Genomic DNA, 14,447 nt, shown 5'->3' with positions numbered 1-14,447 from the left:
CAAGACGATAGGCCGGGGCGCGGCACAGGCGCTACGACTCCCCGGCACGCGCGGCCAGCGCGTCCCGCTGTGCCCGTACGAACGCCGCGTCCACCACCGCCCCGTGCCCCGGCACATACCGCGCGTCCTCGCCGCCCAGCGCCAGCAGCCGGTCCAGGGCCGCCGGCCAGCGTCCGGGGAGCGCGTCGGGGCCCGCCTGCGGCTCGCCGGACTCCTCCACCAGGTCGCCGCAGAAGACCACCGGAGGGGAGCCGGGCACCAGCATCGCGAGATCGTGGGCGGTGTGACCGGGCCCGGCGTTCACGAGCAGGACCCTGACGCCGCCCAGGTCCAGCGCCACGTCCCCGGAGACCGCGTGCCGGGGCACCACCAGGAGACCGACCGCCTCGGCGGCCTCCCCGGCGGCGACCCCGTGGCGTACGGCGTCCTCGTACAGGCCCGTCGTGTCCCCGGTCAGCAGCTCCGCCATGCCCACGGCCCCGTACACCTCGGTCCCGGCGAACGCGGCCGTCCCGAGCACATGGTCGAAGTGCGGGTGGCTCAGAGCGACATGGGTCACACGCCGGCCGCCCAGTGGCACCCGGGCCCGGATGCCGGCGCCCTCGCGGAGCGTGGAACCGGTGTCGTACAGCAGTGCCGCGTCGGCGCCGACGACCAGGCCGGTCGTCGCGTCCCACCCCGGCAGCCGCAGCCGCCCCGCCCCCGGGGCAAGCCGTTCCCATCCGGACTCTTCCCAGGGGATGTTCGTGGGCACGTTCATACCGGGACGCTACGGGACGCTATCGGCAACGACCAGCGCGATGCCGGGGTAGCGTGGTCGGCTGCCCTTGCTAGCGGTGTACCCCACGGCCGTACACTGGCTGGGGGAGTGCTGGCACTCCTCCAGAGCGAGTGCCAAAGCCGGAACGACGGACGAGAGCTGGAGGTGTGCGCGATGCTCAGCGAACGCAGGCTGGAGGTGCTGCGCGCCATCGTCCAGGACTATGTCGGGACGGAAGAGCCCGTCGGCTCCAAGGCGCTCACCGAGCGGCACAAGCTCGGTGTCTCCCCGGCGACCGTCCGCAACGACATGGCGGTGCTGGAGGACGAGGGCTTCATCGCCCAGCCGCACACCAGCGCGGGCCGCATCCCGACGGACAAGGGATACCGGCTCTTCGTCGACAAGCTGGCGGGGGTCAAACCCCTGTCCTCGCCGGAGCGCCGCGCCATCCAGAACTTCCTGGACGGAGCCGTCGACCTCGACGATGTCGTGGGCCGTACGGTACGGCTGCTGGCGCAGCTCACCCGCCAGGTCGCCGTCGTCCAGTACCCCTCGCTGACCCGCTCGACGGTGCGGCACGTGGAGCTGCTGGCGCTGGCGCCCGCCCGGCTGATGCTCGTCCTGATCACGGACACCGGACGGGTCGAGCAGCGCATGATCGACTGTCCCGCGCCGTTCGGCGAGACCGCGCTCGCGGACCTGAGGGCCCGGCTCAACAGCCGGGTGGTCGGGCGCCGCTTCGCGGACGTCCCGCAGCTGGTGCAGGACCTGCCCGATTCCTTCGAGCAGGAGGACCGGGGGACCGTCACCACGGTGCTCGCGACCCTGCTCGAAACCCTGGTCGAGGAGACCGAGGAGCGGCTGATGATCGGCGGTACCGCCAACATCACCCGCTTCGGACACGATTTCCCGTTGACCATCCGGCCGGTGCTGGAGGCGCTGGAGGAGCATGTGGTGCTCCTCAAGTTGCTCGGCGAGGCCAAGGACCCGGGCATGACCGTACGTATCGGGCACGAGAACGCCCATGAAGGACTCAACTCCACGTCCGTCGTCGCGGTCGGCTACGGTTCGGGCGACGAGGCAGTCGCCAAACTCGGCGTGGTCGGACCGACCCGCATGGACTACCCCGGAACGATGGGAGCGGTACGCGCAGTGGCACGTTACGTCGGACAGATCCTGGCGGAGTCGTAAGTGGCCACGGACTACTACGCCGTACTCGGCGTGCGCCGCGACGCATCTCAGGACGAGATCAAGAAGGCATTCCGCAGACTCGCCCGCGAGCTGCATCCGGATGTCAATCCCGATCCCAAGACGCAAGAGCGCTTCAAGGAGATCAACGCCGCCTACGAGGTGTTGTCGGACCCGCAGAAGAAGCAGGTCTACGACCTCGGCGGCGACCCCCTCTCGCAGAGCGGGGGCGGGGGCGCGGGCGGATTCGGAGCCGGTGGCTTCGGCAACTTCTCCGACATCATGGACGCGTTCTTCGGCACGGCCTCGCAACGCGGCCCGCGGTCGCGGACGCGGCGCGGCCAGGACGCGATGATCCGGCTGGAGATCGACCTCAACGAGTCGGCCTTCGGTACGACCAAGGACATCCAGGTCGACACGGCCGTGGTCTGTACGACCTGTTCCGGCGAGGGCGCGGCGCCCGGCACCTCGGCGCAGACCTGTGACATGTGCCGCGGCCGCGGTGAGGTCTCGCAGGTCACCCGGTCCTTCCTGGGCCAGGTCATGACCTCGCGGCCGTGCCCGCAGTGCCAGGGCTTCGGTACGGTCGTGCCGACGCCGTGCCCCGAGTGCGCGGGCGACGGCCGGATCCGGTCCCGCCGTACGCTCACCGTCAAGATCCCGGCCGGGGTCGACAACGGCACGCGCATCCAGCTCGCGGGCGAGGGCGAGGTCGGGCCCGGCGGCGGACCCGCCGGTGATCTGTACGTCGAGATCCATGAGCTGCCGCACGCGGTGTTCCAGCGGCGCGGCGACGATCTGCACTGCACGGTCACCATCCCGATGACCGCGGCGTCGCTGGGCACGAAGTGCCCGCTGGAGACGCTGGACGGCCTGGAGGAGATCGACGTACGTCCTGGCACGCAGTCGGGCCAGTCGATCCCGCTGCACGGCCGGGGCATCACGCATCTGCGGGGCGGCGGCCGGGGCGATCTGATCGTGCACGTCGAGGTGATGACCCCGTCGAAGCTGGATCCGGAGCAGGAGCGCCTGCTGCGGGAGCTGGCGAAGCTGCGCGGCGAGGAGCGGCCCACGGGCCAGTTCCAGCCCGGTCAGCAGGGGCTGTTCTCGCGGTTGAAGGACGCCTTCAACGGCCGCTGACAGTACGGGTTTCGGCCAATGGCCCGGGGACTGCTCCCCGGGCCATTGGCGTTGTCCCCCGGCGTGCTGCCCGTGATCCGCCGCGCATTCCTCTGTCACATGCCCGACGCGGCACCGATTCGTAGCTGTCATACAAGACATGGCACGATGCCTGCATGTCCTCCGCACTGACCGATCTCTGCCGGTATCCGATCGTGCAGGCCCCCATGGCGGGCGGCGCCTCCTGCCCGCAGCTGGCCGCGGCCGTCTCCGAGGCCGGCGGTCTCGGGTTCCTCGCCGCCGGGTACAAAACAGCGGACGGCATGTACGAAGAGGTCAAACAGTTGCGCGGGCTCACCGCCCGGCCCTTCGGCATCAATCTCTTCATGCCGCAGCCCCGTTACGCCGACCACGCTGCCGTCGAGGTGTACCGCAACCAGCTCGCCGGTGAGGCGACCTGGTACGAGACACCGCTCGGCGACCCCGACGCGGGACGGGACGACGGCTACGAGGCGAAGCTGGCGATACTGCTCGACGATCCGGTGCCCGTCGTCTCGTTCACCTTCGGCTGCCCGACCAGGACGACGCTCGACGCACTCGCCCAGGCCGGGACGTACACCGTGGTCACGGTGACCACTCCCGAGGAGGCCCAGACCGCGCAGTGGTCGGGCGCCGACGCCGTCTGCGTCCAGGGTGTCGAGGCCGGCGGCCACCAGGGCACGCACCGCGACGATCCGGCCACCGACGCCGCGGGCATCGGGCTGCTCTCGCTGGTGGCCCAGGTCAGGGAGGCCGTACAACTGCCGGTCATCGCCGCGGGCGGGCTGATGCGCGGGGGCCAGATCGCGGGGGTGCTCGCGGCGGGCGCGGACGCGGCGCAGCTCGGTACGGCGTTCCTGGTGTGCCCGGAGTCCGGCGCGCACGCGCTGCACAAGCAGGCCATGACCAATCCGCTGTTCGTACGGACCGAGCTGACCCGGGCGTTCTCCGGGCGTCCCGCGCGCGGCCTCGTGAACCGCTTCATGCGCGAACACGGCCCGTACGCCCCGCCCGCCTATCCCGAGGTCCACCACCTCACCTCCGGGCTGCGCAAGGCCGCCGCCAAGGTGGGCGACGCGCAGGGCATGGCGCTGTGGGCGGGACAGGGCCACCGCATGGCGCGCGAGCTGCCCGCGGGACAGCTGGTCGAGGTGCTGAAAGGTGAACTCGAAGCGACCCGCGCCTCGTTGATGCCGGGTCTGGGCAACGCCTCGTGACCGCCCCTGTCTTCGTCGCGGAGAACGGCGGACTGCGGGTCGGTACGGTCACGCTGGACGGCCCGGAAGGGCGGCACGCCGTCTCCGTACGGCGGCTGCGCGTCGGCGAGGAGATCGTCCTGACGGATGGCGCGGGCACCGGCGCGTACGGCACGGTCGCGGCCGTCGAGGGCAAGGACCGGCTGGACGTCGCCGTCACCGAGGTACGGACCGAACCGGAGCCCACGCCCCGCATCACCGTTGTCCAGGCGCTGCCCAAGGGCGACCGCGGGGAACTGGCCGTCGAGACGATGACCGAGACCGGCGTCGACGCGATCGTGCCCTGGCAGGCCGCGCGCTGCATCACGCAGTGGAAGGGCGACCGGGGCGCCAAGGCGCTCGCCAAGTGGCGGGCCACGGCGCGCGAGGCGGGCAAGCAGTCGCGCAGGCTCCGCTTCCCCGAGGTCACGGACGCGCTGTCGGCCAGGCAGGTCGCGGCGCTGCTCGCGGACGCGGACTTCGCGGCCGTACTGCACGAGGAGGGCGGCGAGCCGCTGGCCACCGCGCCGCTGCCCGCGGAGGGCCGGATCGTACTGGTCGTGGGGCCCGAAGGAGGCGTGTCCCCGCAGGAGTTGACGGCTTTCGCGGAGGCGGGCGCGCGGCCGTACCGGCTCGGCCGCAGCGTGCTGCGCACCTCCACGGCGGGCACGGCGGCCACGGCCCTCCTGCTCGGCCGCACGGGCCGCTGGTCCTGACGGGCGGCCGGTCCCGCCCCACTGCCGCCCCTGACCGGCGGCGGGTCCTGCCCCGCCGGCCCTGACCGACACCGGTCCCGGCGGGCCGCCGGGCCTTCGGCCGGGACGGCCGCGCGCCCCGACCGCAGCGGATACCATGCGACGTACTCAACTGATCACCAGTGGTGCCGAGGAGGCCCGGACCATGGCGGGAGAACCGCAGGCGGACTGCCTGTTCTGCAAGGTCGTCGCGGGGGATGTGCCGGCCACCGTCGTCCGCGAGACGGAGACCACCCTCGCCTTCCGTGACATCAACCCGCAGGCCCCGACACATGTCCTGGTCATCCCGCGGGCGCACTACCCGGACGCGGGCGCCCTCGCCGCGGCCGAACCCGCCATCGCCGCCGATGTGCTGCGCGAGGCCGCCGCGGTCGCCGCCGACGACAAGACCGACGGCAGCGGCTACCGGATCGTCTTCAACACGGGCACGGGCGCGGGCCAGACCGTCTTCCACGCGCACGCCCATGTCCTGGGCGGCCGCGGCTTCAACTGGCCCCCCGGGTAGGCGTCTTGTCCGTACGGGAACTGGTCGTGCTGGGCACCGCGAGCCAGGTGCCCACCCGCCACCGCAACCACAACGGCTATCTGCTGCGCTGGGACGGCGAGGGCCTGCTCTTCGACCCGGGCGAGGGCACCCAGCGCCAGATGCTGCGCGCCGGGGTCGCCGCGCACGACATCAACCGCATCTGTGTCACGCACTTCCACGGCGATCACTCGCTCGGACTGGCCGGGGTCATCCAGCGGATCAACCTCGACCAGGTGCCGCACGAGATCACCGCGCACTATCCGGCGAGCGGACAGCGCTTCTTCGAGCGGCTGCGGTACGCCACGGCCTACCGCGAGTCCGTCGAGCTGACCGAAGCGCCGGTCGCCGCCGACGGCGTGCTCGCGCGTACCCCCGCGTACACCCTGGAGGCGCGCAAGCTCTCGCATCCCGTCGAGTCGTACGGCTACCGCCTCACCGAGCGCGACGGGCGCCGTATGGACCCGGCGCGGCTGGCCGCGCACGGCATCACGGGCCCCGACGTCGGCCGCCTCCAGCGCGAGGGCGTGCTGAACGGCGTCACGCTGGAGGAGGTCAGCGAGACGCGCAGGGGACAGCGGTTCGCCTTCGTCATGGACACCCGGCTCTGTGACGGCGTGCACGCGCTGGCCGAGGGGTGCGATCTGCTGGTCATCGAGTCGACGTTCCTCGACGCGGACGAGCGGCTGGCCACCGACCACGGCCATCTCACCGCGGGCCAGGCCGGGCGGGCGGCGCGGGACGCGGACGTGGGGCATCTGGTGCTCACGCACTTCTCGCAGCGCTACAGCGACCCGGACGAGTTCGAACGCCAGGCGCGCGCGGCGGGCTTCGAAGGCGAACTGACGGTCGCCGCCGACCTCGTACGGGTACCGCTGCCCAAGCGTTCCCGCTGAGATCCGCTCCGGCGCGGCCGGAGCGTCATCCCGCGCCCGGCGGATCGGGCAGACTGTCCGGATCCGCACGCGACCGGGAGCCCGCCGTGATCACATCCAACGGAGACCCGCAGGAACACTCCGCCCATATCGACCCGCTGCGCGCCGTACGCGCCCCGGACGATCCCGACTGCGATGTGTATCTGACGGGCACGGTCTTCCTCGACATCATCTTCACCGGGCTGGACAGCGCGCCCGTACGCGGCACGGAGTCCTGGGCGCGGGGGATGGGGTCGAGCCCCGGCGGGATCGCCAACATGGCCACCGCCCTCGCCCGCCTCGGACTGCACACCTCGCTCGCGGCGGCCTTCGGCGACGACCACTACGGCGAGTACTGCTGGGACGCGCTGGAGCAGGGCGAGGGCATCGATCTGTCCCGGTCGCGGACGGTCCCCGGCTGGCACTCGCCGGTCACCGTCTCCATGGCCTACGAGGACGAGCGCACGATGATCTCGCACGGCCACGAGGCACCGCCGCCCGAAGGCGCCCTGCCCGAGTGCCCGCCGCGCGCCCGCGCCGCCGTCGCCGCGCTCACCCCCGGCCGCCGCGACGAGTGGATCGCCCGCGCCGCCCGCCACGGGGCGCGGATCTTCGCCGATGTCGGCTGGGACGACACCGGCCGCTGGGATCTGGCGGGACTGGCCGATCTGGAGCACTGCGAGGCGTTCCTGCCCAACGCCGAGGAGGCGATGCGCTACACCCGCACCGACTGCCCCAGGGCCGCCGCGCGAGTGCTCGCCGAACGGGTGCCGGTGGCCGTCGTCACACTGGGCGGGGACGGCGCGTACGCGGTGGACGGCGCCACCGGCGAGACCGCCGAGGTCCCGGCGATCGCGGTGGAGGCGCTCGACCCGACGGGCGCGGGCGATGTCTTCGTGGCCGGATTCGTCACCGGCACGCTCGCCGGCTGGCCGCTCGCGGACCGGCTGGCGTTCGCGGGGCTGACCGCCGCGCTCTCGGTCCAGGAGTTCGGCGGCTCGCTCTCCGCGCCCGGCTGGTCGGAGGTGGCGACCTGGTGGCAGTACGTACGGACCTCTCCCGACCAGGACCCGGCGGCGCTGCGGCGCTACGCCTTCCTGGAGGAGCTGCTGCCCGCGCCGAGCAGGCCGTGGCCGCTGCGCAGGGCCGTACCGACGATCGGTTTCGGCCGCTCGGCCTGAGGACGGGCGGCAGGTCCGGGGACGGCGCGTGCCGCTTCGCCGGCGGCGCCAGGCGGGGTGCGCCGGCGGCAGCGGGTGGGGTGCGCCGGCGGCGCCCGGTGAGGTTTGCCGACGATACATGGAAAAGGCCTAGGGCCTTGTCCGTGCGGGGTCGTACGCTGGTACCCCAGAGGTTGTCGAGCAGCGAGAACCCTGCAACGGGAGGTATGCGCAGGCCACAGCGCCGGCCCATGACTCAGACACCTACAGTCCAGACCCCCGCGTCGGGGCAGGCACGTGCCCAGTGGACCGTCCCCCCCAACCACCCCATGGTGACGGTCCTGGGCTCCGGAGACACCCTCCTGCGGGTGATCGAGAAGGCGTTCCCGGCCGCAGACATCCATGTCCGGGGAAACGAGATCAGCGCGACCGGCAACGCGGCGGATGTCGCGATGGTCCAGCGCCTGTTCGACGAAATGATGCTGGTGCTCCGCACCGGTCAGCCGATGACGGAGGACGCAGTGGAACGTTCGATCGCCATGCTCAGGGCGAGCGAGAACGGCGGAGCGGACGGTCCCGAGACGCCCGCCGAGGTGCTCACCCAGAACATCCTGTCCAGCCGCGGCCGGACGATCCGCCCGAAGACCCTCAACCAGAAGCGGTATGTCGACGCGATCGACAAGCACACGATCGTCTTCGGCATCGGCCCCGCCGGTACGGGCAAGACATATCTCGCGATGGCCAAGGCGGTCCAGGCCCTGCTGTCCAAGCAGGTCACACGGATCATCCTGACCAGGCCCGCCGTCGAGGCGGGCGAGCGGCTCGGCTTCCTGCCCGGCACGCTCTACGAGAAGATCGACCCGTATCTGCGGCCGCTCTACGACGCGCTGCACGACATGCTCGACCCCGACTCGATCCCGCGTCTGATGGCGGCGGGCACGATCGAGGTGGCGCCGCTGGCGTACATGCGCGGCCGTACGCTCAACGACGCGTTCATCATCCTCGACGAGGCGCAGAACACCAGCACCGAGCAGATGAAGATGTTCCTGACGCGGCTCGGCTTCGATTCGAAGATCGTCATCACCGGCGACATCACCCAGGTCGACCTGCCGGGCGGCACGAAGAGCGGTCTGCGCCAGGTCCAGGACATCCTGGACGGTGTCGACGACATCCACTTCTCCCGGCTCACATCCCAGGATGTCGTACGGCACAAGCTCGTCGGCCGTATCGTCGACGCGTACGAACAGTACGACAGCCGCAACGGGAAGTAGAGCGACCGCGCACCATGTCGATCGACGTCAACAACGAGTCAGGCACCGAGGTCGACGAGCAGGCGATCCTCGACGTCGCCCGCTACGCGCTCACGAGGATGCGCATCCACCCGCTCTCCGAGCTGTCGGTGATCGTGGTGGACGAGGCCGCCATGGAGCAGCTGCACATCCAGTGGATGGATCTGCCGGGTCCGACGGATGTCATGTCCTTCCCGATGGACGAGCTGCGTCCGCCGGTCAAGGACGACGAGGAGCCACCGCAGGGCCTCCTCGGTGACATCGTGCTCTGCCCCGAGGTGGCGAAGAGGCAGGGCGAGGAAGCCCCGACGCAGCACACCATGGACGAGGAGCTCCAGCTGCTCACCGTCCACGGTGTGCTGCATCTCCTCGGGTACGACCACGAAGTGCCGGACGAGCGGGCCGAGATGTTCGGCCTCCAGGCGGCCATCGTCGACGGCTGGCGGTCCGAGCAGGGGCTCACGGGTCCGTCGCCCGCGCCGACCGTCTCATGACCGCGCAACTGATCGTCGGAGCGGTCGCCCTGGTCGTCGTGGCCTGGCTGGCGGCCTCGGCAGAGGCGGGCCTCGCCCGGGTCTCCAGCTTCCGGGCGGCCGAGGCCGTCCGCTCGGGGCGGCGGGGCGCGGCCAAGCTGGCGCAGGTCGCCTCCGACCCGACGCGCTATCTGAACGTGGCCCTGCTGGTCCGGGTCGCCTGCGAGATGGCGGCCGGGGTGCTCGTCACGTACGTCTGCCTGAAGGAGTTCGAGGAGACCTGGGCGGCGCTGGTCGTCGCCATCGGCGTGATGGTGCTCGTCTCGTACGTGGCGGTGGGTGTCTCGCCCCGTACGATCGGCCGCCAGCATCCGCTGAACACGGCCACGGCCTCGGCGTATGTCCTGCTGCCGCTCGCCAGGATCATGGGCCCGATCCCGCAGCTGCTGATCCTGCTGGGCAACGCGCTCACGCCCGGCAAGGGCTTCCGCAAAGGCCCGTTCGCCAGCGAGGCCGAGCTGCGGGCGATGGTCGACCTCGCCGAGTCGGAGTCCCTCATCGAGGACGACGAGCGCCGGATGGTGCACTCCGTCTTCGAGCTGGGCGACACCCTCGTACGGGAGGTCATGGTCCCGCGCACGGACCTGGTCTGCATCGAGCGGTACAAGACGATCCGTCAGGCGCTCACGCTGGCGCTGCGCTCCGGCTTCTCCCGTATCCCGGTGACGGGGGAGAACGAGGACGACATCGTCGGCATCGTCTACCTCAAGGACCTGGTCAGGAAGACGCACATCAACCGGGAGTCCGAAGCCGATCTGGTCTCCACGGCGATGCGGCCCGCCGCGTTCGTGCCCGACACGAAGAACGCGGGCGATCTGCTGCGCGAGATGCAGCAGGAGCGCAGCCATGTCGCGGTCGTGATCGACGAGTACGGCGGCACGGCCGGCATCGTCACGATCGAGGACATCCTTGAGGAGATCGTCGGCGAGATCACCGACGAGTACGACCGCGAACTGCCGCCGGTCGAGGAGCTGGGGGACGGCTCGTACCGCGTCACGGCCCGGCTGGACATCGGTGACCTCGGGGAGCTGTTCGGGCTCGACGAGTACGACGACGAGGACGTGGAGACCGTCGGCGGCCTCCTGGCGAAGGCCCTGGGCCGCGTCCCGATCGCCGGCGCCACCGCCAACGTCGACCTGCCGGACGGCCGCACGCTCCGTCTGACGGCCGAATCCCCGGCCGGCCGCCGGAACAAGATCGTCACCGTCCTCGCGGAACCGGTCCGCAAGGAAGCCCCGGCCTCGTGACCCCGGCGCGGCTGAAGGCGTACTGCCTGGCCCTGAACGGAACGTCCTCGGACGTTCCGTTCCCGCGCAACCCGGACATCACGGTCTTCAGGGTCGCCACGAAGATCTTCGCGATCTGCGCCCTGGAGGACCGCCCGCTGAAGGTCTCCCTCAAGTGCGCCCCGGAGGAAGCGATCCGCCTCCGCGAAGCCCACCCGGAGATCGTCCCGGGCTGGCACCTCAACAAACGCCACTGGAACACGGTGACGGTCGGCCCGCTGCCCGCCAGGATGGTGCGGGAGCTGATCGAGGACTCGTACGACCTGGTGGTGGCGGGCCTCCCGAAGCGGGACCGCCTCAGACTGGACAGGCCCTGAGCACGACGGCGCGGGGTGCCCGTGGCCGGCTCACAGGCCGGTGACAGTGAATTCACGCAGCCGCATGATGAGCTGTCCGGCCCGGACCCAGTGGATACGCGGATCATCGAAGGCCACGCCCACCGCGCCCAGCGGGACAGGGGACGGATTCCCCGGACCGTAGAGCGCTCCCCGCACTCCAGCCAGCCCGAAGGAACGGACACGCAGCGCCACACACCGGGTGCGGAGATGAGGGCACACACGCACGGACCTCACGGCGCACGGTCGGCAGAGCGGTGGATGGGCCGTGATGAGATCACGCGGCCAGGAGTCCGGGGCGGCCGGATCCTCGCCCAGCGGCCAGAGCACCCCATCCGCATCGCGGTCGGCGGGCCGGGCACAGATCTGGCACAGGAGCTGCCCCATGGCGCGCCGCTGCCGCAGGGCGTGGACCTTGCCGAAATGAGGCCGTCCCCTGCCGGGCAGCGAGCGGACGCGTGTCCACAGCACGCCGTCCGTGTCGCGGTCGTAGGGCCGCTCGTCCGCGTACCCGATGCCCCGGCCCTTCGTGACGACGCGCGGGCCGGGAGCCCGCTCCGCGCTCCACTCTGCGATGTACGGCACGGGCTCCGACTGACGCGGCCCGCTTACCCCAATGTGCCGTCGGCGGTGCGGGCACGCGGCCCGAAGTGCGCCGGCGCACGTGTGCCCTAGGGTGTCTAGAGAAGAGGGAGGACGTTCACGTATGGCCACAAGCGGCGGCGCCCGTCAGCCGAAGTACCAGCGCATCGCCGACGCGCTCCGGGAGGCGATTCGGGCGGGCGAGTACGGGCCGGGCGCGCGGCTGCCGGGTGAGAACGACCTCATGGCCGCCCACGGCGTCGCCCGTATGACCGCGCGGCAGGCGCTGGGCGTTCTGCAGAGTGAGGGGATCGCCGAGTCCCGCAAGGGCGCGGGTGTGTTCGTACGGTCGTTCCGGCCGCTGCGGCGGCATGGTGTTCAGCGGCTGGCCGGTGAGCGGTGGGGCGCCGGGCGGTCGGTCTGGTCGGCGGACATCGAGGACCGGACGCTCGTCGTGGACCAGGTCGGTGTGGCCGAGGAGCCCGCCCAGGAACGGATCGCGCACGTCCTGGACATCGCCCCGGACGACGCCGTCTGCGTACGGCGACGGCGCTATGTCCTGGAGGGCAAGCCGGTTCTGCTGGCCACCAGCTTCCTGCCCGCCGCCCTCGTCGCGGGTTCGGCCATCACGCGGGAGGACACCGGTCCGGGCGGGATCTACGCACGGCTCGACGAACTCGGCCTCAAGCCCGTGCGCTTCAGGGAAGAGGTCCGCTCCCGCATGCCGTCCCAGGACGAGGCGCACCGGCTGAGCCTCTCCGCGGGCACGCCCGTCATGCTCATCTGCCGTACGGCGTTCACCGCGGAGAGGCGGCCGGTCGAGGTCAACGAGATGGTTCTCGACTCCGCGTCGTACGTGCTTGAGTACGACTTCGACGCGTAGGGCCTGTCCGGCCCGGAGGGCGAGAGACCGTCCCGGTGCGGCCCGTTGGAGGGCGTGGTGGTCGTGGTGCCTATGCTCGGCATATGACTGAGAGCACCGACCCCGGCACCGGCGTCTCCCCCGAGGACCGCAAGATCATCACGCTGGCGCGCAGCGCCCGCGCCCGGAACGGCGTACCGGAGGGTGCGGCGGTGCGGGACGAGACCGGGCGTACGTATGTGGCCGGCACCGTGGGGCTGGAGTCGCTCAAGCTCAGCGCGCTGCGTACGGCTGTCGCGATGGCCGTGGCCAGCGGTGCGACCTCGCTGGAGGCGGCGGCCGTCGTCACGGCCGAGGGGACCGTGCCGGACGAGGACCGCGCGGCCGTGCGCGACCTCGGCGGGCCCGCGACCCCGGTGCTGGTGGCAGGACCTGACGGCACGCTCCGGGTGACCGTCACGGCGGGCTGACCGGCCGGATCTGTGCGCGGAACGTGGGGGCGCGGCGCCCGTGCGGGGCTGTCTGGTCGGCGCGGCGTAAACGATCGGGGACAATGGGCGCCATGAGCGCTCGTACCTCTTCGCCCGAGACTTCACCCGCGGCAACCGAAGCCCCCCACCGGGCCGGCTTCGCCTGCTTCGTCGGCCGCCCCAACGCGGGCAAGTCCACCCTCACGAACGCTCTGGTCGGTCAGAAGGTGGCCATCACCTCCAATCGGCCGCAGACCACCCGGCACACCGTGCGTGGCATCGTGCACCGCCCCGAGGCGCAGCTGATCCTGGTCGACACCCCCGGCCTCCACAAGCCGCGCACGCTGCTCGGTGAGCGCCTCAACGATGTCGTACGGACGACCTGGGCCGAGGTCGACGTGATCGGCTTCTGTCTGCCCGCCGACCAGAAGCTCGGCCCCGGCGACCGGTTCATCGCCAAGGAACTGGCCGCCATCAAGAAGACGCCGAAGGTCGCCGTCGTCACCAAGACGGACCTCGTCGACTCCAAGACGCTCGCCGAACAGCTCATCGCGATCGACCAGCTCGGCAAGGAACTCGGCCTGGAGTGGGCGGAGATCGTCCCGGTCTCGGCGGTCGGTGACCAGCAGGTCGGTCTGCTGGCCGATCTGCTCGTCCCGCTGCTCCCGGAGAGCCCGCCGCTCTACCCGGAGGGCGACCTCACCGACGAGCCCGAGCAGGTCATGGTCGCCGAGCTGATCCGCGAGGCCGCGCTGGAAGGCGTACGGGACGAGCTGCCGCACTCGATCGCGGTCGTCGTCGAGGAGATGCTGCCGCGCGAGGACCGCCCGGCGGACAAGCCGCTGCTGGACATCCACGCGAACGTCTACATCGAGCGCCCCAGCCAGAAGGGCATCATCATCGGCCCGAAGGGCAAGCGGCTCAAGGAGGTCGGGACGAAGTCCCGCAAGCACATCGAGGCGCTCCTCGGCACCCCGGTCTTCCTCGACCTGCACGTCAAGGTCGCCAAGGACTGGCAGCGCGACCCGAAGCAGCTGCGCAAGCTCGGGTTCTGACCGGCGGGGCGGGACGCCGAGGGCAAGGGCCTAGGCGCCCTCCTTGAGCACGCGCGAGATCAGCGCGCGCTGGTCGTCGGTCAGCCCCGGGTCCGCGCAGTGGACCGCGCGGTCGCCGATGGTGATCACATAGTGGTAGCCGTCCGGCACGCCGGCGGACGGCGTCTCCGCGCCGTCCGCCAGCGCCCGCTCGGCCAGTTCCCGCCAGTCACCGGCATCGCGCAGGCCCGACGTCTCGATCTCGGCCCTGCGCTCGATGCCCGCGAAGCCGCCTGTGCGCCGTACTTGGATACGCATGGGTCCTGTCTAGTACGTGACGGGCGGCGACGGTAGCCGCCGCTC

At 71.4% G+C, this 14,447-nt stretch carries 17 protein-coding genes; 14 read left to right on the top strand and 3 right to left on the bottom strand.

Annotated features, from left to right (window positions below):
• Positions 1 to 31: 31 nt before the first annotated feature.
• Positions 32 to 760 carry an MBL fold metallo-hydrolase gene (locus ACZ7LS_RS02890; protein ID WP_385129888.1) on the bottom strand — a complete coding sequence of 243 codons (729 nt, stop codon included), beginning with the start codon at positions 758 to 760 and terminating at the stop codon, positions 32 to 34.
• 174 nt (positions 761 to 934) lie between these two features.
• Here ACZ7LS_RS02890 and hrcA point away from each other — a divergent pair, with 174 nt between their 5' ends.
• The 11 genes from hrcA to ACZ7LS_RS02835 all read left to right on the top strand — a co-directional run bounded on the left by hrcA (position 935) and on the right by ACZ7LS_RS02835 (position 11,118).
• Positions 935 to 1,951, top strand: a complete 1,017-nt coding sequence (gene hrcA / locus ACZ7LS_RS02885; protein ID WP_382518013.1) for a heat-inducible transcriptional repressor HrcA — start codon at positions 935 to 937, stop codon at positions 1,949 to 1,951.
• Positions 1,952 to 3,088: a molecular chaperone DnaJ gene (gene dnaJ / locus ACZ7LS_RS02880; RefSeq protein WP_030354199.1), complete on the top strand. Its 1,137-nt coding sequence runs from the start codon at positions 1,952 to 1,954 to the stop codon at positions 3,086 to 3,088.
• A gap of 155 nt (positions 3,089 to 3,243) precedes the next feature.
• Complete coding sequence (locus ACZ7LS_RS02875) at positions 3,244 to 4,323, top strand: nitronate monooxygenase (protein ID WP_385129891.1); 1,080 nt, start codon at positions 3,244 to 3,246, stop codon at positions 4,321 to 4,323.
• Positions 4,320 to 5,057, top strand: a complete 738-nt coding sequence (locus ACZ7LS_RS02870) for a 16S rRNA (uracil(1498)-N(3))-methyltransferase (RefSeq protein ID WP_382518019.1) — start codon at positions 4,320 to 4,322, stop codon at positions 5,055 to 5,057. Before ACZ7LS_RS02875 ends, ACZ7LS_RS02870 begins: the two co-directional genes overlap by 4 nt.
• Before the next feature lie 184 nt (positions 5,058 to 5,241).
• Positions 5,242 to 5,601 carry a histidine triad nucleotide-binding protein gene (locus ACZ7LS_RS02865; protein WP_385130166.1) on the top strand — a complete coding sequence of 120 codons (360 nt, stop codon included), beginning with the start codon at positions 5,242 to 5,244 and terminating at the stop codon, positions 5,599 to 5,601.
• 5 nt (positions 5,602 to 5,606) lie between these two features.
• Positions 5,607 to 6,515 (top strand): ribonuclease Z, encoded by a 909-nt coding sequence (locus ACZ7LS_RS02860; RefSeq protein ID WP_385129893.1) that lies wholly within the window; start codon positions 5,607 to 5,609, stop codon positions 6,513 to 6,515.
• A gap of 86 nt (positions 6,516 to 6,601) precedes the next feature.
• The gene (locus ACZ7LS_RS02855) at positions 6,602 to 7,714 is read left to right on the top strand and encodes a carbohydrate kinase family protein (protein WP_382518028.1); all 1,113 of its coding nucleotides are present in this window, start codon (positions 6,602 to 6,604) and stop codon (positions 7,712 to 7,714) included.
• Positions 7,715 to 7,944: 230 nt separating this feature from the next.
• Positions 7,945 to 8,964: a PhoH family protein gene (locus ACZ7LS_RS02850; protein WP_382518030.1), complete on the top strand. Its 1,020-nt coding sequence runs from the start codon at positions 7,945 to 7,947 to the stop codon at positions 8,962 to 8,964.
• Positions 8,965 to 8,978: 14 nt separating this feature from the next.
• Complete coding sequence (gene ybeY, locus ACZ7LS_RS02845) at positions 8,979 to 9,476, top strand: rRNA maturation RNase YbeY (protein ID WP_382518032.1); 498 nt, start codon at positions 8,979 to 8,981, stop codon at positions 9,474 to 9,476.
• The gene (locus tag ACZ7LS_RS02840) at positions 9,473 to 10,762 is read left to right on the top strand and encodes a hemolysin family protein (protein WP_382518034.1); all 1,290 of its coding nucleotides are present in this window, start codon (positions 9,473 to 9,475) and stop codon (positions 10,760 to 10,762) included. Before ybeY ends, ACZ7LS_RS02840 begins: the two co-directional genes overlap by 4 nt.
• Positions 10,759 to 11,118 carry an MmcQ/YjbR family DNA-binding protein gene (locus ACZ7LS_RS02835; protein WP_382518035.1) on the top strand — a complete coding sequence of 120 codons (360 nt, stop codon included), beginning with the start codon at positions 10,759 to 10,761 and terminating at the stop codon, positions 11,116 to 11,118. Before ACZ7LS_RS02840 ends, ACZ7LS_RS02835 begins: the two co-directional genes overlap by 4 nt.
• A 30-nt stretch (positions 11,119 to 11,148) precedes the next feature.
• Here the strand turns inward: ACZ7LS_RS02835 and ACZ7LS_RS02830 are convergent, their stop codons facing one another.
• Entirely contained in the window at positions 11,149 to 11,721 is a 573-nt protein-coding gene (locus ACZ7LS_RS02830) for a hypothetical protein (RefSeq protein WP_385129896.1), read from the bottom strand.
• A 121-nt stretch (positions 11,722 to 11,842) separates the two neighbouring features.
• On the opposite strand from ACZ7LS_RS02830, the gene ACZ7LS_RS02825 reads away from it, so the two are divergent.
• The 3 genes from ACZ7LS_RS02825 (at position 11,843) to era (ending at position 14,105) form a co-directional block, all read left to right on the top strand.
• Positions 11,843 to 12,601 (top strand): GntR family transcriptional regulator, encoded by a 759-nt coding sequence (locus ACZ7LS_RS02825; RefSeq protein ID WP_385129898.1) that lies wholly within the window; start codon positions 11,843 to 11,845, stop codon positions 12,599 to 12,601.
• Between the two features lie 83 nt (positions 12,602 to 12,684).
• Positions 12,685 to 13,050 (top strand): cytidine deaminase, encoded by a 366-nt coding sequence (locus ACZ7LS_RS02820; protein WP_382518041.1) that lies wholly within the window; start codon positions 12,685 to 12,687, stop codon positions 13,048 to 13,050.
• Positions 13,051 to 13,133: 83 nt separating this feature from the next.
• Positions 13,134 to 14,105, top strand: coding sequence for a GTPase Era (gene era / locus ACZ7LS_RS02815; RefSeq protein WP_382518043.1), 972 nt, complete (start codon positions 13,134 to 13,136; stop codon positions 14,103 to 14,105).
• Positions 14,106 to 14,135: 30 nt separating this feature from the next.
• On the opposite strand, the gene ACZ7LS_RS02810 is transcribed toward era, so the two are convergent.
• On the bottom strand, positions 14,136 to 14,402 hold the full coding sequence (locus ACZ7LS_RS02810) for a protealysin inhibitor emfourin (protein ID WP_382518046.1): 267 nt from the start codon (positions 14,400 to 14,402) through the stop codon (positions 14,136 to 14,138).
• Positions 14,403 to 14,447 lie beyond the last annotated feature (45 nt).

It is taken from the genome of Streptomyces sp. NPDC039430, assembly GCF_055639435.1.
The sequence above is the reverse complement of the archived record's forward strand: the minus strand, read 5'-3'. Positions and strand labels throughout refer to the sequence as shown.

Bases quoted from the DNA above. Each gene is read 5' to 3' on its own strand.
- ybeY (WP_382518032.1), top strand. From the start codon at position 8,979: ATGTCGATCGACGTCAACAACGAGTCAGGCACCGAGGTCGACGAGCAG.
- ACZ7LS_RS02840 (WP_382518034.1), top strand. From the start codon at position 9,473: ATGACCGCGCAACTGATCGTCGGAGCGGTCGCCCTGGTCGTCGTGGCC.
- ACZ7LS_RS02820 (WP_382518041.1), top strand. From the start codon at position 12,685: ATGACTGAGAGCACCGACCCCGGCACCGGCGTCTCCCCCGAGGACCGC.
- ACZ7LS_RS02875 (WP_385129891.1), top strand. From the start codon at position 3,244: ATGTCCTCCGCACTGACCGATCTCTGCCGGTATCCGATCGTGCAGGCC.
- hrcA (WP_382518013.1), top strand. From the start codon at position 935: ATGCTCAGCGAACGCAGGCTGGAGGTGCTGCGCGCCATCGTCCAGGAC.
- ACZ7LS_RS02890 (WP_385129888.1), bottom strand. From the start codon at position 760: ATGAACGTGCCCACGAACATCCCCTGGGAAGAGTCCGGATGGGAACGG.
- ACZ7LS_RS02865 (WP_385130166.1), top strand. From the start codon at position 5,242: ATGGCGGGAGAACCGCAGGCGGACTGCCTGTTCTGCAAGGTCGTCGCG.
- ACZ7LS_RS02825 (WP_385129898.1), top strand. From the start codon at position 11,843: ATGGCCACAAGCGGCGGCGCCCGTCAGCCGAAGTACCAGCGCATCGCC.
- ACZ7LS_RS02850 (WP_382518030.1), top strand. From the start codon at position 7,945: ATGACTCAGACACCTACAGTCCAGACCCCCGCGTCGGGGCAGGCACGT.
- era (WP_382518043.1), top strand. From the start codon at position 13,134: ATGGGCGCCATGAGCGCTCGTACCTCTTCGCCCGAGACTTCACCCGCG.
- ACZ7LS_RS02810 (WP_382518046.1), bottom strand. From the start codon at position 14,402: ATGCGTATCCAAGTACGGCGCACAGGCGGCTTCGCGGGCATCGAGCGC.